We start from the raw sequence: 20013 nt of genomic DNA, 5'->3' as shown, positions 1-20013 counted from the left end.
AACCGCGCTCCAAGCGCGGGCGGCGAAAGCCGTAGCGGGAAGAAAATCCCTCGCCGCAAGGCGTACCGGTTCGATTCCGGTCTCGGGCACCACCCTCTTTCGCTCGCCCGCTATCGGCGTGGGCCAGGCATGGCCGGCCACGCCGCACGAATAGACACTATTCGCGCGAACAGCGGCGGCCGAATACTTCTCTTTACGCGCGCAAGGGCTTCAAGGCGTCGGCCCAGCGGACCAGTTCGTCGAGCATGGTTTTGGCCGAAGCGTCGATCAGCTCGTTCGAGCCGAAAACGCCGCTGTCATTGATATGGCTGGCAACCACGGGCACCATGACGCCTTCTACCATGGGCATCATTTTCAGCGTAGTGGCGTGCAATTTCGCCATTTGCACGGCGCGCACGCCGCCGGAGACGCCGCCATAGCCCACAAAGCCGCAAGGCTTGTAATTCCATTCGCGGTATACGTAGTCCAGGGCATTGATCAGCGACGGCGGGGGGCTGTAGTTGTACTCGGGCGTGACGAACACATAGGCGTCGGCCGCGGCTACGCTCTTGCTCCACCGCTTCGTGTGCTCGTGTTCGTATTGCTGCATGCGGGGATGCACCGGTTCGTCATAGATCGGCAGATTGAAATCGGCAAGATCGACCAATTCGGCATTGAACCCGCCATGCTGGCGGGCATACTCGTGAAACCAGCGGGCAACCGACGGCCCGACGCGCCCGGGCCGGGTGCTGCAAATAACGATGTGAAGCTTGAGCGACATGACATCTCCATTATGAAATCGTTGCGGCGAGGCCGCCTTGAGCAAGCCGCAGGACTTCGGCAGCGCTTGCGCGGTCAACGGGATCCGTCCTCCGGCATACCAGGCGCTATCATATCCCGGCGCCGTCGGGCTGCGGCGCGACAAGGCGCGAGGCAGCAAGGATACGGCCACCCGTGCACGGCCATGGGCTCACGGCCGGCACGCTCGAGGCTGGCGCCACTTGATCGACGCCACTTGATCGGAGCCGCTTGATCGGAGCCGCTTGATCGGCGCCACTTGATTGACGCCATCAGACCGGAGAGATCCGGCCAGCGCTATTTCTTCGTGGCGTAGGCGACGTTGGCGACGGTGGCCTGCATCAGGGCGATTACCTTGTAAGCCGACTCTCCGTGCTTGAAGGCGCGGACCTCGCCCGTGCACACGGCAAGAGACTTGCCCGCATTCTGCACCTTGCCTATGGCGAGAAAACGGTCGCCCGCCGCGGGCCTCAGGAAATTGATCTTGAATTCGGCGGTAACCACTTCGCTGCCCGGCGGCGCCTTGGTCAGCGCCGCGTAGCCGCAGGCGCTGTCGACGATACTGGTGATGGCGCCGGCATGCACGAAACCATGCTGCTGGGACAAGTGCCCCGAAAAGGCAAGCGCGATATGCACTTCGCCGTCTTCCACCAGCACCAGTTCCGCGCCCAGGGTCTGCATGAGCCCCTGCGCGGCGAAGCTGGACGCGACTCGTTGTTGGGTATCGCTCATGGACAGGCTCCGATTCTGCGTCTTCGAGTAGACGCCATCATAGCGCCCGTATGCTCGCGATCAATGCGTCCATGAAGGCCTGGCTGGCCGGCGACAGCGAACGCCCTATGCGCGTGATCAGGCCTATCGAACGCGATACGGCGGGACGCTGCAGCGGCACCGGCGCCAGATCGTCGTTCTTGGTCAGGTGCAGGGCCAGCCGCGGCACGGCCGACACGCCCAGACCGGCAGCCACGAGCGCGCCATTGGCCGCGATGCTGGGGGCTTCCAGCGCCGGAACCACATGCATGCCCTTTTGCAGGAACACGGCGTCGGTGATGGGGCGGATGCTGCTGTTGGGCATGCTGGCTATGAATGGCCGCGCGGCGAATGCCGACCATGGCGCCCAGGCCTGGGCGGCAAGCGGGTCGTCGCGATGGCACAGCAATACGAAGGGGTCGTCCAGCAGCGGCAGGTAGCGCTGCGCGGCATCCGGCTCCGAAGGTACCCCGATGGCGAAATCCGCCCTGCCCTCGTTCACGTGGCCGCGCAGCACCTCGGCCGGCCCCTCCAGCAATGAAAAGCTGACCTGCGGATACTGCCGGCGAAATGCCGCGATGGCATTGGGCAGCAGCGCGATCCCCACCGAGGGCAAGGCGGCCACGGTAATGTGACCGCTGCGCCCTTCCAGGAATTGCGACAGTTCGCTGAAGGCGCTGTTGAAGTCGTCCAATATGCGCAGTGCGATGGGCAAGAGCTCCGCCCCGGCCGCAGTGATGCTGACGTGGCGCGTGTCGCGGTCGAACAACTGGGCGCCGACCACGCCCTCGACCAGCTTGATGGTCCGGGTCAGGGCCGGCTGCGACACATGCAAAGCCTGCGCCGCGGCGCGGAAGTTGCGCTTGGTCGCCACCATGGCGAAGGCCTCGAGCTGCTGCAAAGTGAGCTTGATTCTCATGGGAGGCTCCGATAGGACGTATCCTGGACGGATCCGGCCTTGCCGGCCAACGCGCACCGGCCACCGGCAAGGCAGCCTCGGCAGGCCCCTTTGTCGCCCGGCTTGGGCCGCCGGGCCGGCCCTTTATCGCGTACCGCCTGGCGGATTGATCCATTCAGGTTATCAAATTTATAAAAACATTGTAATTCACATATCAACAGGCTGGCGCCAGAATGGCATGTGGGCAGCCGTGGCCATGCGCCGCAAGCCCGCCCGGCTACGCATAGGGAAAGGAGTGTACGAAAACCGATGAGCGGAATTCTTCAAGGCATACGCGTGCTGGAACTGGGCCAGGTATTGGCCGGGCCTTTCGCGGGCGCCATCTTTGCCGACCTGGGAGCGGAAGTGGTAAAGCTCGAACGCCCGGACGGCGGCGACGATGCGCGCCGCATGGGGCCCGCCTTCCGCCACGGAGACGCCCTGAACTTCCACGTTTTCAATTGCGGCAAGAAGTCGATAACCATAGACCTGAAGTCGGCGGACGGCATGGCCGCCTTCGAGCGCATGGCCGCGCAAACCGATATCCTGGTGCACAATCTGCGCCCGGGCGTCACGGCCAGCCTGGGCATCGACGGCCCGGCTCTGTGCGCGCGGCATCCGCGGCTGATCTACTGCGCGATCTCGGCCTTCGGCCACACCGGGCCCATGGCGGCGCGCCCCGGATACGAACCCCTGGTACAGGCTTTCAGCGGCTTGTCCAGCATCAACGGCGGCCCGGACGATCCGCCCATGCGCACCGGCGCCTCGGTATGCGACCAGGGCACGGGCATGTGGGCGGTGATCGGCGCGCTGGCGCTACTCGAACGGCGCCACCGCACGGGCCAGGGCGGCGTCATCGACGCCTCGCTGCTGGAAACCGCCATGGTCTGGACGGGCCAGAAGGCCGATGCCTATACCAACGAGGGCAAGCTGCCGGTGCGCCATCGCTCCGGACACCCAGGCTTTGTTCCCTACGAAGCCTTCGAGACCGCCGATACGCCGCTGCTGGTGTGCTGCGGCAACGACCGCCTGTTTGCCAAGTTCGCCCACGAGCTGGACTGCGACTCCTGGGCCAGCGACGAACGCTACGCCACAAACCGCGCGCGCCTGCGCAACAAAGACGAACTGCTGGCGCAGATCGTCCCTCGGCTGCGCGCCCGTTCCCGCGCCGACTGGCTGGCCCGCTTCGAGGCGGCCGGCGTGCCCTGCGCCCCCATCCATACCATCCCGGAAGCCCTGGACCACCCCCAGGTGCGCGCCCTGCAGCAACTGCGCGAAGTGCCCGGCGAAGACTTCCGGCTCACCGCCCTGCCGTTCTCGGTCGACGGCGCGCGGCCGACACGCCGCGGCCCGGCGCCCAGGCTGGGCCAGCACAATACCGAATTCGATTTGCCGCCCAATCTCACAGGAGAAGACCATGTCTGATCTGCCCCGCCGTATTCATATCCACGAAGAAGGGCCGCGCGAAGGCTTCCAGATCGAGCCCGGCCCCATCGCCAGCGCCGACAAGGTGCGCTTCATACAAATGCTGGCCGAAACCGGGCTGACCGAGATCCAGTGCGTATCGTTCGTCAATCCCCGGCGCGTGCCCACCATGGCCGACGCCGAGGACGTGGCCGGCGCCATCCACCAGCGCGACGATGTGCATTACACCGGCCTGTGGCTCAACCACCGCGGCCTGCTGCGCGCGCTGCAGACGCCCTTGCACACCGAAGGCTATGTGCGCACCAGTGGCTCGGATGCATTTTCCCTCAGCAACAACGGCAGGAATGTCGAAGAATCGCTGCAGGAACAAGGCGCCACGCTGCAATACTGCATCGAAAACAATATTCCGCTGTCCGGCGGCATCGTCACCACCGCTTTCGGCTGCAACCTGGAAGGCGAAATCCCGGCCACCCGCGTGGTCGAACGCATTGCCCAGTTGCTGGACTTCGTCGAAGGCTATGGCCTGCAACTGCCGATACTGCGGCTGGCCGACACGGTGGGCTGGGCCAACCCGAAATCCGTGGCCACGCTGCTGGGCGCCATACGCGACAAGTGGCCCGAGCTGCGCCTGGGGCTGCATCTGCACGATACGCGCGGCACGGCCATGGCCAATGCCCTGGTCGGCCTGCAGTTCGGCATCGACACCTTCGACAGTTCCTGTGCCGGCCTGGGGGGCTGCCCCTTCGCTGGCCACAAGGGCGCAGCCGGCAATATCTGCACCGAAGACCTGGCGTTCATGTGCGAGGAAATGGGCATAGAAACCGGCGTGGACCTGGACGCCCTGGCCGAATGCGCGCGCTACGCCGAAGAACTCGTGGGCCATCCGCTGCCCGGCAAGCTGATGCGCGGCGGCACGCTGACGCGCTGGCGCACTCAATAAAACCTACGAACGACAACAGTACCCATCGAATACCAGACAGGAGACCTGATGATGCGAACACCGATACGCGCCGACCGCAGACAAGCCACCACAGCCGCAGCCGCCGCTGACACAGCCCAAGCCTTGCGCGCCGGGCGGCGCAGCGGCTTGCGGACCCTGGCCGCGCTCGGCCTGGGGCTGGGCCTGAGCCTTGCGGCCGGAGCCGGCATGGCGGCAAGCTACCCCGCCCCCGGCAAGCCCATCACGCTGGTCGTGCCCTTCGGCGCCGGCAGCGGCACCGACCAGCAAGCGCGCGCCTACGCCCAGGCCCTGAGCACCGAATTCGGCGCCGAGATCGTGGTCGAGAACAAAGGCGGAGCCAGCGGCATGATCGCCGCCCAGTACGTGGCCAAGGCCCCGGCCGACGGCTACACGCTGATGCTGACGACCAACACCACGCAGGCCGCCGACGAGCACCTGTTCAAGAAACTGTCCTATGACCCGGTCAAGGACTTCACGCCCATCACGCTGCTCTCCAAGGGCTATATGTTCCTGCTGGTGAACCCCAAGTCGCCCTACAAGACAGTCTCCGACCTGATCGCCGCGGCCCGCAAGGCGCCCGGCAAATTGAACTTCGGCAGCGGCAGCTCGTCCAGCCGCGTCGCCGGCGAACTGCTCAAGCAGATGACCGGAACCGATATCGTCAACGTGCCCTACACCAGCAACCCCAAGTCCATCGTCGACCTGCTGGGCGGTCAGATAGACTTCATGTTCGCGGACACGTCCACCGCGCTGCCGCAAATGAACGGCGGCAAGCTGCGCGCGCTGGCGGTCAGCGGCACGCGGCGCCTGGCCTCAGCACCCGATGTGCCCACGGTCAGCGAAAGCGGCGTCAAGGGCTACGACATGTCCTACTGGACGGCCGCCTATCTGCCCAAGGGCGCCTCGCCGGAACTGCAGAAGCGCCTGCACGAAATGTTCGTCAAGGCATCGTCCTCGCAGGTCGTCAAGACCTACTACACCAATACCAGCGCCGAAGCGATCAACACCACACCCGAAGGCCTGATGAACTTCCAGATCACCGAATCGAAGAAGTGGGGGGACATCATCAAGAAGGCGGGCATCCAGCCGGAATGAACGTGATCACGGCGCGGCCGGCATAAGCCGCCGCGACGTGGCGCGGGCGCAGGCCTGGGCCGGCCCGCGCAGCCTTCGCAGGCCACGACCCACCACCGGAGCACAAGCTCGATACAGCACAGTAAAAAAAACGCCACGAGACCATCGTGGCGTTTTTTATTCGGCAAGGGCAGAACCGCAAGCACTGCTGCGGCCCTGCCCCGCCTTGCGGGGCTTGTCGCCTTCAGGCGGCGGTTCCCGAATTTGCCGTGGCGGGGCCTTGCGGGCCGCCCTGGGCTTCGATCCCGCCGATAGCCTTCATGGACAGGCGCAGGCGGCCCTTGTCGTCGGCCTCGATGACCTTGATGCGCACGACCTGGCCCACTTTCAGCACATCGTTGATGTTGGCGATGCGGTAGTTGGCGATTTCGGAAATGTGCAGCAGGCCGTCGCGGCCGGGCAGCACTTGCACGATTGCGCCGAAGTCCAGCAGGCGCAGCACCGGGCCTTCGTACTCTTGGCCGACTTCGACATCGGCGGTGAGTTCCTTGATGCGGCGCTCGGCTTCGCGAGCCTTGTCCAGATCGGCGCTGGAGATGGTGATGACGCCATCGTCGGCGATGTCGATCTGGGTGCCGGTTTCCTCGGTCAGGGCGCGAATGGTGGCGCCGCCCTTGCCAATCACGTCGCGGATCTTCTCGGGATTGATCTTGACCGAAAGCATGCGCGGCGCGAATTCCGACAGTTCGGTGCGCGAGCCTTCGAGGGCGTCGCGCATCTTGCCCAGGATGTGCATGCGGCCTTCGCGGGCCTGGGCCAGCGCCACCTGCATGATTTCCTTGGTGATGCCCTGGATCTTGATGTCCATCTGCAGGGCGGTGATGCCATGCACGGTACCGGCCACCTTGAAGTCCATGTCGCCGAGGTGATCTTCGTCGCCCAGGATGTCAGTCAGCACGGCGAACTTGCCGCCGTCCTTGATCAGGCCCATGGCCACGCCGGCCACGTGTTCCTTGATGGGCACGCCGGCGTCCATCATGGCCAGCGAGCCGCCGCACACCGATGCCATCGACGACGAGCCGTTGGATTCGGTAATTTCGGAGACCACGCGGATCGTGTACTGGAAGTCTTGCGGTTCGGGCAGCAGCGATATCAGCGCGCGCTTGGCCAGGCGGCCGTGGCCGATTTCGCGGCGCTTGGGCACGCCGAAGCGGCCGGTTTCGCCGGTGGCGAACGGCGGCATGTTGTAGTGGAGCATGAAGCGGTCGCGGTGCTCGCCCATGATCGAGTCGATGATCTGCTCGTCCTGCTTGGTGCCCAAGGTAGCGACCACCAGGGCCTGCGTTTCACCGCGGGTGAACAGGGCGCTGCCGTGAGCGCGCGGCAGCACGCCCAGGCGGATCGCGATGGGGCGCACGGTGCGCGTGTCGCGGCCGTCGATGCGGGCCTCGCCGTTCAGGATCTGGCCGCGCACGATACGCGCTTCCAGGTCGAACAGGATGTTGTCGACCTCGACGCCGTCGGGCTCGGCTTCGCCGCGGGCGGCGGCCTGCTCGGCCAGCTTGGCCTTGACGTCGGCATAGACTTCGCGCAGCTTGGCGGTGCGGGCCTGCTTCTCGCGGATCTGATAGACGGCGTTCAGATTTTCCTGGGCAGCGGCGGAAACGGCCGCGATCAGGGCTTCATTGCGCGGCGCGGGCTGCCAATCCCATTCGGGCTTGCCGGCCTCAGCGACCAGGCTGTGAATGGCGTTGATGGCTGCCTGCATTTGCTCGTGGCCGAAAACCACGCCGCCCAGCATCACGTCTTCGGACAGTTGCTGCGCTTCGGATTCGACCATCAGCACGGCGGCTTCGGTGCCGGCCACCACCAGATTCATTTTCGAATCCTTGAGCTGCGCGGTGGTGGGGTTGAGCACGTACTGGCCGTCGACATAGCCGACGCGGGCCGCGCCGATGGGGCCGTTGAAGGGGATGCCGGAAATGGCCAGCGCGGCCGACGCGCCGATCATCGCAGGGATGTCGGGATCGACTTCGGGATTGACCGAGACGGTATGGATGATGACCTGCACGTCGTTGTAGAAGCCTTCGGGGAACAACGGACGCAGGGGCCGGTCGATCAGGCGCGAGGTGAGGGTTTCTTTTTCAGAGGGCTTGCCTTCGCGCTTGAAGAAGCCGCCCGGAATACGGCCGGCCGCGTAGGTCTTTTCGACATAGTCGACCGTCAGGGGGAAAAAGTCCTGGCCGGCCCTGGGTTTCTTGGCGGCGACCACGGTGGCCAGCACTACGGTGTCGTCGACCGACACCAGCACTGCGCCCGAGGCCTGTCGGGCGATCTCGCCCGTTTCCAGCACGACCGTATGCTGGCCGTACTGGAACGATTTCGTCACTTTATTGAACATCACACAATATCCTTACTTTAGAAAAGGTTCCGCATGTGCCGCTTGCGCGGCCGAGCCCACGTGAGCCCTGCTTGTCCTGTTTCGTATCCGCAGGCCGGCCCGAAAATAAAAAACCGTGGACCCCGCGACATTCCATCGCAGCGTCCACGGTTGCATCAGCGAGCCCGCCCCGGGATCACTTACGCAGACCGAGCTTTTCGATCAGCGCGCGATACGAATCGGGATTGCGGCCCTTGAGGTAATCGAGCAGTTTGCGGCGACGGCTGACCATGCGCAGCAGGCCGCGGCGCGAATGGTGGTCTTTCATGTGAGTCTTGAAATGGCCCGTCAGCTCATTGATGCGAGCCGTCAGCAGCGCTACTTGTACTTCGGGGGAGCCGGTATCGCCCTGGGCGCGTTGATATTGCGCGACGATATCGGATTTCTTGATGTCGGAAACAGACATTTATGGCCTCTTTGACTGGCGCCAGGGCCGAGGTGCCCTGACGTGGCGTTAACGAACAACTACAATGATTATCACTACAATGATTTGTTCCCGGCGCGTATCGCAGAGCGCCGGCATTTTGCCGGAGCCTTGCCCGCAAGCCGCCTGCATCCGCGGAAAAAACATCCGCCCTGGGACGCACACATGCTTACATTCGCCTGGAACTTCGGCATTATAGCGGATAAGCGGCAGTCTACGCTGGCCCGCTCGCCGGGTACCGTAGCGGGCGCCGCCGCGGGGCACGCCCAATATCGACGCAGGAGCATGGCTATGATCCGCAATAAACCCGCTTACACGCCGGCGCGCGCCCTGCGCGCCGTCCTGGCGCTGGCCGTGCTGGGCACGCTGGGCGCCTGCGCCAACATGAGCCAGTTGCCGCCGGGCACGCCGCTATCCCAGATCGAGGCCAAGTACGGCCGGCCCAATTTTTCGTGCCCTGACGCCGGCGGCGGCCAGCACCTGATCTGGACCCAGCAGCCCATGGGCCAATATGCCTGGGGCGTGCACGTCGATGCCGCCGGCGGCACCGGCAAGGTCACGCTGCTGCTCAGCGACGAGCACTTCAACCTGCTTTCCAAGGGCACCTGGAGCCAGGAACGTGTACGCTGCGAATTCGGTCCTCCGGCCGTCATCGACCGGGTAGGGCTGCCGTCCAGCGACCAACTCGTCTGGAGCTACCGCTATCGCCAGGGCTCGGTCTGGAATTCGCTGATGTACGTGTATTTCGGCCATGACGGCTCGCACGTCACCCACTTCAACCCCGGCCCCGACCCGATGTACGAGCACGACCGCTGGTCGATGTTCTAGCGCATTTTCGGCCCAGATGCCTACAGCCCTCGATGCACTGCCGTCGATGCACTGCATGGGACGGGCGCTGCACATAGGCGGTAAACGTTTGCGCCGGCCTTGCTCCAGCCGAATGGGCCCGGGCGCCGCGAGGCGCCGGCCCGCAAAGTTTTTACTGGGTATCCTGCGGAGGTTCTTCGTGGCTGGCCTTGCGCATGCGGATGCCGAGCTTACGCGCACGGCGCCAGCGCCAGTAGAACACCGCCCAGCCCGACAAACCGTAGACCACGAACAGGCCGAACAACACTACCGGCGGGTCGCTGGACACGAACACGAACACAGCCACCAGCACCAGGATTACCCAGAACGGCACGCTGCGCCCCAAAGCAAAGGTCTTGCCGCTGTAGAACGGCGCGTTGCTGACCATGGCGACGCCGGCATAGACCGTCAGGGCGAAGGCCAGCCAGGCTATGGTGCCGCTTTGCAGCGAGAACTTGTTGTCCACCGCCAGCCAGACGAAACCCGCCACCAGGGCCGCGGCCGCGGGGCTGGGCAAGCCCTGGAAGAAGCGCTTGTCGACCACGCCGATATTGGTGTTGAAACGCGCCAGGCGCAGCGCCGCGCCCACTACATAGACGAATGCCGCCAGCCAGCCCCAGCGCCCCAGATCGCGCAAGGTCCATTCGTAGATGACCAGCGCCGGCGCTATGCCGAACGACGCCATGTCGGACATGGAGTCATATTGCTCGCCGAATGCCGACTGGGTATTGGTCAGGCGCGCCACGCGGCCGTCCATGCCGTCGAACACCATGGCGGCGAAGATCGCGATGGCCGCGATCTCGAAGCGGCCGTTCATGGCCTGCACCACGGCGTAGAAGCCGGCAAACAGGTTGGCGGTGGTGAAGGCATTGGGCAGCAGGTAGATGCTGCGCCGGCGGGTGTGTTCGTCCAGCGGGAAATTAGGCATGTTCGGCCTCGTTCGCGGCGGGCAGCTCGGCCAGGACGGTGCTGGTGGCCTGAACCTTGTCGCCCAGGGCGACCCTGGGCCGCGAGCCCGGCGGCAGGTAGACATCGACGCGCGAGCCGAAGCGTATGAAGCCATAACGCTGCCCGCGGTACAACTGGTCGCCGGCCTTGGTGTAGCACAGGATGCGCCGCGCCACGAGGCCGGCGATCTGCACCGCGGTCACCAGGCCGCCCTGCCGGGTGCGCAGCACGATGGCGTTGCGCTCGTTCTGCTGCGAAGCCTTGTCCAGCGAGGCATTGAAGAACTGGCCGGCGAAATAATCGGTGGACACGACCTCGCCGTCGACGGGCGCACGGTTCGAGTGCACATTGAATACATTCATGAAGACGCTGATCTTCAAGGCGTCGCGATGGGCGTAGGGATCTTGGGCCTGTTCGACGGCCACTACGCGGCCGTCGGCCGGCGACAGCACGTTCAGGGCGCCATCCGGCGCCACGCGCGGCGGATCGCGGAAGAATTGCAGCACGAACAGGGTGATCAGCCACAGGGGCAGCGAGCCCCACGGCGACCAGAAGGTCACGGCCAGCGACACCACTACGGCGATCGCAATAAAAGGCCAGCCCTCGCGGGCAATGAGAGGATGCGGATAGGAAGGTTTATTCATCGTAAAGCGAAGAATAACCGAATTGGCGCGCTTCGGCGCTGCGATGTAGAACGGGAAAACCCCGCGCCAGGCCGCCGGCAACGGTCGCCGCAGCCATGGTGGCATCTTAGGACCGGGCGGTTCTTTCGGCTGCGAACGTCCCCTGCAATTGCCGCGGCCAGCTCATCCCGAAAGGCCCCTGCGCGCGTCCAGGGCAAGTGGCGCGGCGCACCGGGCGGCCTTCAGGCGAACACGACCAGCGGGCGCTGCGGACGGCGGGGATGCTGCAGGATTTCGGCTTCGATGCCATAGGCATGCCAGATATGTTCAGCCGTCAAGACTTCGGCCGGCGTGCCGCAAGCCAGCACCACGCCGTCGGCCAGCAGAACGATGCGGTCGGCCCAACTGGCGGCCAGGTTCAAGTCATGCAGCACGACCAGGGCGCCGATGCGCTCGGCGCGCGCCACGTCCGCGACGGCACGCAGCAGCTCCTGCTGGTGCAGAGGATCGAGACTGGAGGTGGGTTCGTCCAGCAGGATGTAGCGGGCCTGGGAATCGGCGCCGCGGCCCGCCAGCGCCTGCAGCAGCACCCGCGCGAACTGCACGCGCTGCTGCTCGCCGCCCGAAAGCTCGAGATAGCGCCGCTGCGCGAAGCCGGCCATGCCCGCCAGCCCCAGCGCGCGCCGCAGCAGCCCCTCCACTTCCCGGGGGGACAGTTCCGCAAATGGATAAGCTCCCATGCCCACCACTTCGTCCACGGTCAGGTCGAAACCCAGGCCGGGGCGCTGCGGCAATACCGCGCGGGCACGCGCCTGGGTGGCGGCATCCAGTTCGGCCAGCGCCCGGCCGTTCAGGCGGATCGGTTCGCAGCCTGGCGCCGCCGGCTGGGGCGCAAGCTCGCCCGCCAGGGCCGACAGAAAGCTGGATTTGCCGGCGCCGTTGGCGCCCAGCAGGCATAGCAGTTCGCCCGCGGCCAGCGCCAGGTCGATATCACGCAGGACGCTGCGCGCGCCGCGGGTTACGCCCAGCCGGTGCGCCTCGAAGGTCTCCGGCTGCGCCGCGGCATCTGTCGGAGCTTCCGCCGCATCGGCGCCCACGTCCGCAGCCGGGCCCAAGGCCCGCGCGCCGCCCAGTCTTTTCGCCATCGCCCAGGTCCTGGCCCTGCTCATTGGGCCCCCGCCCGCGCCATCTGCCGCCCGGCGCGAAACAGCAGCCAGAAAAAGAACGGGCCGCCCACCAGCCCCGTCACCAGGCCCACGGGCAGTTCGGCCGGCGCCACCACCAGGCGCGCGGCGCAGTCGGCCAGCGTCAAAGCCAGCGCGCCGCCCAGGGCCGAGGCCGGCAGCAGATAGCGATGGTGCGCGCCCAGCAGCATGCGAGCCAGGTGCGGTACGACCAGCCCGACAAAGCCAATGCCGCCGGTGACGGCCACCAGCGGCCCGACCGCCAGGGCCATGGCCAGGATCAGGCGCCGCCGCAGCGGCCCCAGGGCGAAGCCCAGATGGGCGGCCTCGCGCTCGCCCAGCAGCAAAGCATTCAATTCACGCCAGCGGCGGCAGAAATAGACGAGCAAAAGCAGCGTCCACGGCCCGAAGAAGGCCAGCAGGCGCCAGTTCGCGCCGGCCAGGCTGCCCATGCTCCAGAAGGTCAGGTCGCGCAACTGGCTGTCGGTAGCCATATAAGTGCACAGGCCGATGGCGCTGCCGGCCAATGTATTGATGGCAATGCCCGCCAGCAGCAGCCCGGCCATGCCGGGGTAGCGGCGCCCTGCCCCATAGGCCAGGAAGGTCGCGCCCAGTCCCCCGACGAAGGCCGCCCCCGCCACCGCAGGCAGGCCGGCCGCACCGGCCACGATCGCGCACACCGCTCCCAGCGCGGAGCCGGACGAAATGCCCACCAGCCCGGGCTCGGCCAGAGGATTGCGGAACAAGGCCTGCATCGCCGCGCCGGCCACGGCCAGCGCGGCACCCGCCGTCATGGACAAGAGCACGCGCGGCAGGCGGATGTCCAGCAGCACGCTACGCAGCAAGCGGTCGCCGGGCTGTGCCTCGCCCCACAACAACGTGGGCAGGCGCGACCAGGGAATAGGCATGGCGCCGCTGGCGCTGGCGGCCAGCGCGGCCAGCAGCAGGCAGACGGCCAGCCAGGCCAGCGCCGGGCGCGGAGCCAGGCGCCCCGATGGCAGACGCGGCCCGCAGCCAGTAGACACAGCACTCATTGCGCCGCCTTCTTCAGTTCGCGTATTGCCAGCGCCAGCCGCGGCCCCAGGCCCAGAGCCAGCAAATCGTCCATCGGCACGATACGGCCGGCGCGCGCGGCCGGCGTATCGGCCACCCCGGGGCTGGCGCGCAGGGCGGCCATGCCGCCCACGGCTTGCAACGAAGCACTGGTGATGACGATCATCTCGGGCGCCAGCGCCGCCAGGCCCTCGGCGGACAAGGGTTTGTAGCCGCGCTGCGCCGCCAGAGCGTTGTCTTGGCCCGCAAGCCCCAGCAGCGCATTGGCCGCGGTATCGCGGCCGGCCGCCTGGAACTGGCCGCTGCGATTGACCAGCAACAACGCGCGGTGGCGCGGCGCGGGTATCGCGCGGGCCGTATCGATCTCGGCGCGCAGGCGCGCGGCCAGCGTCTCGCCCGCCTGCGGCACGCCCAGCACTTCGGCGACTTGTTCCACACGCCGGTAGAGCGAATCCACCGATGGCGCGTCCGATACGCGCCGCACCGTCAAACCCAACGATGCCAGCCGTTCCAGGGCCTGGGGCGGCCCCGCGTTCTCGGAAGCCAGCACCAGGTCGGGACGCAATGCCAGTATTCCTTCCACCGGCGCCGCGCGGTAATACCCGACGCGCGGCAGGCGCGTGGCCGCCTCGGGGTACAGGCTGGACAGATCATCCCCGACCAGGCGGCCGCCCTGCCCCAGGTCGTAGACGATTTCCGTGACGCTGCCGCCCAGCGACACCACGCGCCGCGGCGGCGCAGGCACCGCCAGAGCCACGGCGGGCACGCTCGCGCACAGTAGCGCGGCAAGAAGAGCGCGGCGATGAATGCCGGGCGCCGCAAGCTGCGCCGCCCTTGGCGAATCCAAGCGGCGTGCGAGCCGTGAAGCAGACATAAAAAACCGTGCCATCTCAAGCCGCCAGCGGCACGGGGCAGTAGCCCACCATCAACTCGCGCCAAGCAGCCAGTTCCGGTATGCCCGGTTTGCGCGCGCCGAAAAACTGTACGATCAGCTCGCCGCCGGCCGTATAGCCTTCGAGCGACGTGATCCAGCCATCGTCGCTGGGACGGTTGACGATCCAGGTGGATTCGATGGCCGTGGTGTCGAGATGCAGATTGAAGTGCGGCTCCAGCACATTGAACCAAGGCCCGGTCCTCAACAGATGTTCGATCGGGCCGGAATGAATCTGCACCATGCCGCAGTTGCCGACAAAACACATGATGGATGTGCCGCGCTCGACCACCGCATGCAGCATGCGCTCTATCGTGTCGTTGGGCACAGGCTGCGCCAGATCGGTGCCGGCTTCGCGCAAAGCGGCCAGGCGCGACAGCTTGTGACGCTTGAGCAGCCCGGCGAACTCATGGGTGTCCTTCATGGCCAGCCATTCGTTGCGCAAGCCTGCCGCAGGCTCAATCTTGTCCGGCACCGGCATCGGCGCACCGGCTTCGGTGGCAGCAACGCCGGCGGCATCAGCACCGGCAACATCGGCATCGGCATCGGCAGCGCTCATGGCATCGGTATCAACACCGACAGCGGCGGCAACGCCTTGGGCGGGCCGGCCCATGCCCGCGGCCTGCGCCAGTTGCGGCCAGGCCGGCTCGGGGTCCAGCAGCGAGCTGGCCAAAGCCTCGTAGGCCTGCACGTCGCTGGCATCGGTGCAATACACCTTGTGGACAGCCTCGCCCTGCGCGTCGAAGAATTGCAGGCTGCGCCGCTGGCCATCGTCGACCGCCACCGTGTATTTCCAATGGCTGAAGAACATGCGCAGGTCAATGTCGGGGCCGAGCACGATACCCATGCTCTTGCCGGCGCGAATGTCTTCGTAGCGGCCATGGCGCTCATGCACGCACCACTCGTTGCGCGTCAGCGCCATCACCCTTCCCAGTTCGCCCAGGCGGCGAAACACGTCCTGCGGCGGCTCGCGCAGCATGCGCGGGCTGATGCCCCCGCAACCGGCCAGCACCAGCTCCAGCTCGCTGACATGCATCTGCGCGGCCAGGTTGCGTATGCGCGCCTTGGGCGCGGCGGCGGCCAGCTCGGCATAGCGTTCGCGCAAGACCCGGCCCTGCTGTTCAAATGGTTCCATCGTCATCTAACACTCCTCGTATGCACTGCTCAACTCAATACCGATATGTCAGGGCCACGCGCAGCGAGCGCCCCGGCTGCGTATAGGTGTCCACCGGCAGCGGAATCGCCGAGCTTCCCGCCGTGGGCACATCCAAGGCGTTCCAATACTTCTTGTCGAATACGTTATAGATACCCGCCTGCACTCGCAGCCCCTTGGCCGCCGCCGGTTTCCACCAAGCGGTCAGGTCCAGCAGTCCATAACCGGGCGCCTGGAAATCGGCGTAAGGCGCATCGGCCGTCGCCTGCGGATACTCCACTTGACCGCGCCGCCGCGCCGCCGTGACGCTGCCCTCGGCCCCCCAATGCTCGGTGTCATAGCCCACCGCGGCGATCAGTTTGAGCGGCGCCACCGAATTCAAGTGCTGGCCGGTTTCCTGGTCGCGGCCATCGGCCCAGGCCAGCGAGCCGCGTACGTGCCAACCGGGCATGAATTTCCAGTGCCCGCTCAATTCCGCGCCATAGATGCGCACGCGGGCGCGATTGACGTAGCCGGTGACGCCCAGCGGATACAGGCCGTTCCATGCCTGCTGCCACTCGGGGGACGTCGCGGTCAGCGGCACGTCTTCGATGAAGTTGCGATAGCGGTTGTCGTAGAAGCTCAGGCGCCCGCCCAGCTCGGCATCACCGGCCTCGACGCCCAGTTCCCAGCCGTGGCTGGTCTCGGGCTTCAGGTTGGGGTTGCCCACGCTCAGATAGGTGCCCGGGCCGCCATAGTTCAGGTAAAGCTGAGTGGCCGAAGGCGCCTTGAAGCCATAGCCGTACTTGGCATAGAGCGTGACGTCGTCGCGCGGCCGGAATTTCGCCAGCAAGGACGGCGACAGACGCTGGCCGCTGCTGGACGACAGGCTTTCCACATCTGAATTCGGGTTGTTGGAATACGAGCCGCCGTTCTCCGGCTTCTGCCGATAGGCATCGAAGCGCAGCGCGGGGGTCAGGCCGTAGCGCCCGTCGGCCCAGGACAATTCGTCTTGCGCCCACAAGGCCCATTGATTGCCCGCGACCCTCGGCATATCCGCCTGGTTGCTGTGCAGGAAGTCGCAAGTGCGCGGGCCGAAGATTGCGGGCAGGCCCGGCGGCAGAGTCGGGCAATTGTCATAACCATCGGACAACTGCTCGGTGCGATTGCCGTACCACTGCGCGCCCACGCTCCAGTGCTGGGCCAGGGCGCCGTCCAGATGCCCTGCCGCGCTGGCCTGCAGGCCGAAACCGGATTCCTGTATGGAATTGTCGCGGCCGTAGAGACCGCTGGGATATCCATAGCGGAACGGGTCGCCCGGAATGATATAGGCGCGCGCATCCGTGTTGTGCAGGCCATCGTTGGATGTGTCCAGGCGCATGCGCTGCCAATAGAGCTTCACGGCCGCCTCGTCCAGCGGAGCGTGGCCCTGCGGCGCCCGGTAGCCATAATCCAGCATTACGCGATCGCGCGCCAGCTCTTCATTCGTGGTGTCGTGGCCAATGCGGAAATCTTCGCCCGTGCCTTGCTCCGTGCGCATGTCGATCGTCGACTGGCGCCGGAACGTGTCGCCGCTCAGGCTCAGGGTATGGCCGCCCGACCACTCGTGCTGCAGCACCAGGCGCGCGTTCTGCTGCTTGTAGGTTTCGGGATTGGGCTGGTCGCGCTGCGCGCCATAGCCGCCGCGGTCGGCCATGTTCTGCAATTCGTGGCCGCGGCGCTGTCCGGCCTGCAGCAGCCACGAAGTGCCCTCGCCCACCCGGCCTGCCAGCGCAGCGTCTGCGCCGATACTGTCGTCGGCGCTGTCGTAGCCCGACTTCAACAGCGCCCCGAAGTCCCTGCCCGGCTCCAGCACATCGGCGGGCATCAGGCTGCGCAGCGCCAGCGCCCCGGCCAGCGCGCCCGAACGCGCCGCATTCGGGCCGCGCAGCACATCGATGGCCGACAAGGTATTGAAGTCTATGGTGTTCAAGCCGCCCTGCACGCCGCGTGCACCGTCGGTAAGCCATGGCAGCGGGACCCCGTCCAGGGTCGTGGCGACCCGATCGCCGTCCAGCCCTCGCAGATTGACGCTGTTGTTCTGGCGATTGAAGTTCACGCCGGGCTCGCCGCGCCGGCTCAAATCTTCCCAGCTATCGATCGACCTGTCGTCGAGCTGCGCACGGGTGGTTACGGTGGCGCCTTCGGGCAGCGCCGTTTGCAACACCTGGCCTTGCACCGTGACCGGCGCCAGCGACGGAACCGCCACGGCATTGTCGGCCGGCGGCACAGTCTCCACCTGTGCCACGCCGGGCGCGGCCAGTACCATCAGCAGCGCCCCTCCCCACCATACTGCCGACTTGCCGCTAGCCATATCCTCGCCCTTTCAAAATAATAATGAGATCAGAAATGATAACTATTACTATTTATAAATGCAAAGGGAATTTACCAGGATCAAGGACGAACCGCGAAACGCGATAAGGGCCTGCGCTGGGAAAAGATTTCGAGCATCAAGCCTCCCACCGGCATCGAAACACTTTATAGCCTGCGCATCACCCAGGTTCGCCGGGCGGTGGCCTGCCGCGAAGGCGATTTCATCCGCTCGCTCCGCATTCCAGCGGACCACGGCGCGACCTACGGCAAGAAATAAAAGAAGCGGCCGCACGGGCCGCTTCGAGGGTTGCGCGCCGGGGCAAAGCCTCGGCGCGCACAAGGAAAAGCTGCGATCAGTTCTTGCTTTGGTCGACCAGCTTGTTGGCCGCGATCCAGGGCATCATCGCACGCAGCTTGGAGCCGACCTGCTCGATCTGCGATTCGGCATTGATGCGGCGGCGCGAAAGCAGCGTGGGGGCGCCGGCAGCGTTCTCGAGGATGAAGTTCTTGGCATACGCGCCCGACTGGATGTCGGCCAGCGCGCGGCGCATGGCGGCACGAGTTTCGTCGGTGATGATCTTCGGCCCGGTTTCGTATTCGCCGTATTCGGCGTTGTTCGAAATCGAGTAGTTCATGTTGGCGATACCGCCTTCGTAGATCAGGTCGACGATCAGCTTGAGCTCGTGCAGGCATTCGAAATACGCCATTTCAGGCGCGTAGCCCGCTTCCACCAGGGTTTCGAAGCCGGCCTTGATCAGTTCGACGGTGCCGCCGCACAGCACGGCCTGCTCGCCGAACAGGTCGGTTTCGGTTTCTTCGCGGAAATTGGTCTCGATCACGCCGGCACGGCCGCTACCGATGGCGCAGGCATACGACAGCGCCACGTCGCGCGCGGCGCCCGACTTGTCTTGATGCACGGCGACCAGCGAAGGCACGCCGCCGCCCTGGCGGTAGGTGCCGCGCACCGTGTGGCCCGGGGCCTTGGGGGCGATCATGATGACGTCGATGTCGTTGCGCGGCACGACCTGGCCGTAATGGATGTTGAAGCCGTGTGCGAAAGCCAGCGCGGCGCCAGCCTTGATGTTGGCGGCCACGTGGTTGCGGTAGACCTCGGCGATGTTCTCGTCGGGCAAGAGGATCATGACCAGATCGGCACCCTTGACGGCCTGGTCGACTTCCTGCACCGGCAGGCCGGCGTTCTCGGCCTTGCTCCAGGAGGCGCCGCCCTTGCGCAGGCCCACCACCACGTTCACGCCAGATTCGTGCAGGTTCAGCGCATGCGCATGGCCTTGCGAGCCATAGCCGATGATGGCGACCTTCTTGCCTTTGATCAGGGACAGGTCGCAGTCTTTGTCGTAATAGACTTTCATTTTTACAGAGCTCCAGTATTTAAAGCAGTATTTTCGGTAGTTCGATTTACAGGCCCTACAAGCCGGCCCATGGACTTGATTTGAGCAAGAGCTCGGCCAATATGCCCGGCCAGCCCGCTCAATTGAGCGGCCATTTAACAGTTGTTTCGTCAAAAACCAGCGTGGGGACCGAGACCTCGAAACCCACAAACCAACAATTAAATTGCCGATATTTTAATTTACGGAACCGCGGCGAGGCCGGCAGGCGCCGCAAGGCGCCGGACACGTCCACCGCCCGGCCCGCCCTAAAGCTTCAGCACACGTTCGCCGCGGCCTATGCCCGACACCCCCGTGCGCACGGTTTCCAGAATCGCGCTGCGGTCCAGCGCGCCCAGGAAGGCCTCGATTTTTTCCTGTACGCCCGTCAGCTCGATCGTGTAGACCTTGTCCGTCACGTCGATGATGCGGCCGCGGAAAATATCGGCCATGCGCTTCATTTCCTCGCGCTCCTTGCCTACCGCACGCACCTTGACGAGCATCAGCTCGCGCTCGATATGCGCGCCTTCGGACAAGTCCACCACCTTGACTACGTCGACCAGGCGATTCAAATGCTTGGTGATCTGCTCGACGATTTCGTCCGACCCTTCGGTGACGATCGTCATGCGCGACAGCGTCGGGTCTTCGGTGGGCGCCACCGTGAGGGTCTCGATGTTGTAGCCGCGCGCCGAGAACAGGCCCACCACGCGCGACAGCGCGCCCGGGGCGTTTTCCAGCAGGATAGAAATCACGTGCTTCATGGTTTTTTCT

The 20013-nt window shown here is 65.6% G+C and carries 18 protein-coding genes; 4 read left to right on the top strand and 14 right to left on the bottom strand.

Going from position 1 to position 20013, the window contains the following annotated elements; translation table 11 throughout:
* Positions 1 to 193 precede the first annotated feature (193 nt).
* The 3 genes from KVP10_RS09535 to KVP10_RS09525 all read right to left on the bottom strand — a co-directional run bounded on the left by KVP10_RS09535 (position 194) and on the right by KVP10_RS09525 (position 2446).
* Positions 194 to 760 (bottom strand): NADPH-dependent FMN reductase, encoded by a 567-nt coding sequence (locus KVP10_RS09535; RefSeq protein ID WP_217964312.1) that lies wholly within the window; start codon positions 758 to 760, stop codon positions 194 to 196.
* 314 nt (positions 761 to 1074) lie between these two features.
* Positions 1075 to 1509: a PaaI family thioesterase gene (locus KVP10_RS09530; RefSeq protein WP_217964311.1), complete on the bottom strand. Its 435-nt coding sequence runs from the start codon at positions 1507 to 1509 to the stop codon at positions 1075 to 1077.
* A gap of 37 nt (positions 1510 to 1546) precedes the next feature.
* A complete protein-coding gene (locus KVP10_RS09525) occupies positions 1547 to 2446 on the bottom strand; it encodes a LysR family transcriptional regulator (RefSeq protein WP_217964310.1) in 900 nt (299 codons plus the stop codon).
* Between the two features lie 288 nt (positions 2447 to 2734).
* On the opposite strand from KVP10_RS09525, the gene KVP10_RS09520 reads away from it, so the two are divergent.
* From KVP10_RS09520 to KVP10_RS09510, 3 genes are all read left to right on the top strand, one after another.
* Positions 2735 to 3889: a CaiB/BaiF CoA transferase family protein gene (locus KVP10_RS09520; protein WP_217964309.1), complete on the top strand. Its 1155-nt coding sequence runs from the start codon at positions 2735 to 2737 to the stop codon at positions 3887 to 3889.
* Positions 3882 to 4829: a hydroxymethylglutaryl-CoA lyase gene (locus tag KVP10_RS09515; protein WP_217964308.1), complete on the top strand. Its 948-nt coding sequence runs from the start codon at positions 3882 to 3884 to the stop codon at positions 4827 to 4829. The genes KVP10_RS09520 and KVP10_RS09515 overlap by 8 nt, the downstream gene beginning before the upstream one ends.
* A 207-nt stretch (positions 4830 to 5036) precedes the next feature.
* Positions 5037 to 5945 (top strand): Bug family tripartite tricarboxylate transporter substrate binding protein, encoded by a 909-nt coding sequence (locus KVP10_RS09510; RefSeq protein ID WP_217964540.1) that lies wholly within the window; start codon positions 5037 to 5039, stop codon positions 5943 to 5945.
* A gap of 223 nt (positions 5946 to 6168) precedes the next feature.
* On the opposite strand, the gene pnp is transcribed toward KVP10_RS09510, so the two are convergent.
* Both pnp and rpsO read right to left on the bottom strand, forming a co-directional pair.
* Positions 6169 to 8325 carry a polyribonucleotide nucleotidyltransferase gene (gene pnp, locus KVP10_RS09505; RefSeq protein WP_217964539.1) on the bottom strand — a complete coding sequence of 719 codons (2157 nt, stop codon included), beginning with the start codon at positions 8323 to 8325 and terminating at the stop codon, positions 6169 to 6171.
* Between the two features lie 175 nt (positions 8326 to 8500).
* Positions 8501 to 8770: a 30S ribosomal protein S15 gene (gene rpsO, locus KVP10_RS09500; protein WP_217964307.1), complete on the bottom strand. Its 270-nt coding sequence runs from the start codon at positions 8768 to 8770 to the stop codon at positions 8501 to 8503.
* A gap of 309 nt (positions 8771 to 9079) precedes the next feature.
* Between rpsO and KVP10_RS09495 the strand changes: the two genes are divergently transcribed.
* A complete protein-coding gene (locus tag KVP10_RS09495; RefSeq protein WP_217964306.1) occupies positions 9080 to 9616 on the top strand; it encodes a hypothetical protein in 537 nt (178 codons plus the stop codon).
* 151 nt (positions 9617 to 9767) lie between these two features.
* Here KVP10_RS09495 and pssA read toward each other — a convergent pair whose 3' ends face one another.
* The 9 genes from pssA to ilvN all read right to left on the bottom strand — a co-directional run bounded on the left by pssA (position 9768) and on the right by ilvN (position 20003).
* Entirely contained in the window at positions 9768 to 10562 is a 795-nt protein-coding gene (gene pssA / locus KVP10_RS09490) for a CDP-diacylglycerol--serine O-phosphatidyltransferase (protein ID WP_217964305.1), read from the bottom strand.
* Positions 10555 to 11226, bottom strand: coding sequence for a phosphatidylserine decarboxylase (locus KVP10_RS09485; RefSeq protein ID WP_217964304.1), 672 nt, complete (start codon positions 11224 to 11226; stop codon positions 10555 to 10557). The genes pssA and KVP10_RS09485 overlap by 8 nt, the downstream gene beginning before the upstream one ends.
* A 221-nt stretch (positions 11227 to 11447) precedes the next feature.
* Positions 11448 to 12350: a heme ABC transporter ATP-binding protein gene (locus tag KVP10_RS09480; protein ID WP_217964303.1), complete on the bottom strand. Its 903-nt coding sequence runs from the start codon at positions 12348 to 12350 to the stop codon at positions 11448 to 11450.
* Positions 12351 to 12370: 20 nt separating this feature from the next.
* On the bottom strand, positions 12371 to 13336 hold the full coding sequence (locus KVP10_RS09475; RefSeq protein WP_246600552.1) for a FecCD family ABC transporter permease: 966 nt from the start codon (positions 13334 to 13336) through the stop codon (positions 12371 to 12373).
* Between the two features lie 83 nt (positions 13337 to 13419).
* Positions 13420 to 14208: a heme/hemin ABC transporter substrate-binding protein gene (locus tag KVP10_RS09470; RefSeq protein ID WP_343218714.1), complete on the bottom strand. Its 789-nt coding sequence runs from the start codon at positions 14206 to 14208 to the stop codon at positions 13420 to 13422.
* Positions 14209 to 14332: 124 nt separating this feature from the next.
* Positions 14333 to 15508 (bottom strand): hemin-degrading factor, encoded by a 1176-nt coding sequence (locus KVP10_RS21280; protein WP_246600508.1) that lies wholly within the window; start codon positions 15506 to 15508, stop codon positions 14333 to 14335.
* Between the two features lie 34 nt (positions 15509 to 15542).
* Positions 15543 to 17858 carry a TonB-dependent hemoglobin/transferrin/lactoferrin family receptor gene (locus KVP10_RS09455; RefSeq protein ID WP_246600506.1) on the bottom strand — a complete coding sequence of 772 codons (2316 nt, stop codon included), beginning with the start codon at positions 17856 to 17858 and terminating at the stop codon, positions 15543 to 15545.
* Positions 17859 to 18210: 352 nt separating this feature from the next.
* The gene (gene ilvC / locus KVP10_RS09450) at positions 18211 to 19380 is read right to left on the bottom strand and encodes a ketol-acid reductoisomerase (protein WP_343218713.1); all 1170 of its coding nucleotides are present in this window, start codon (positions 19378 to 19380) and stop codon (positions 18211 to 18213) included.
* A gap of 131 nt (positions 19381 to 19511) precedes the next feature.
* The gene (gene ilvN, locus KVP10_RS09445) at positions 19512 to 20003 is read right to left on the bottom strand and encodes an acetolactate synthase small subunit (protein WP_217964299.1); all 492 of its coding nucleotides are present in this window, start codon (positions 20001 to 20003) and stop codon (positions 19512 to 19514) included.
* Between the last annotated feature and the right edge of the window lie 10 nt (positions 20004 to 20013).

Origin of the sequence: Candidimonas humi, from assembly GCF_019166065.1 — a bacterium.
Lineage (GTDB): Bacteria > Pseudomonadota > Gammaproteobacteria > Burkholderiales > Burkholderiaceae_B > Candidimonas > Candidimonas humi.
The sequence above is the reverse complement of the archived record's forward strand: the minus strand, read 5'-3'. Positions and strand labels throughout refer to the sequence as shown.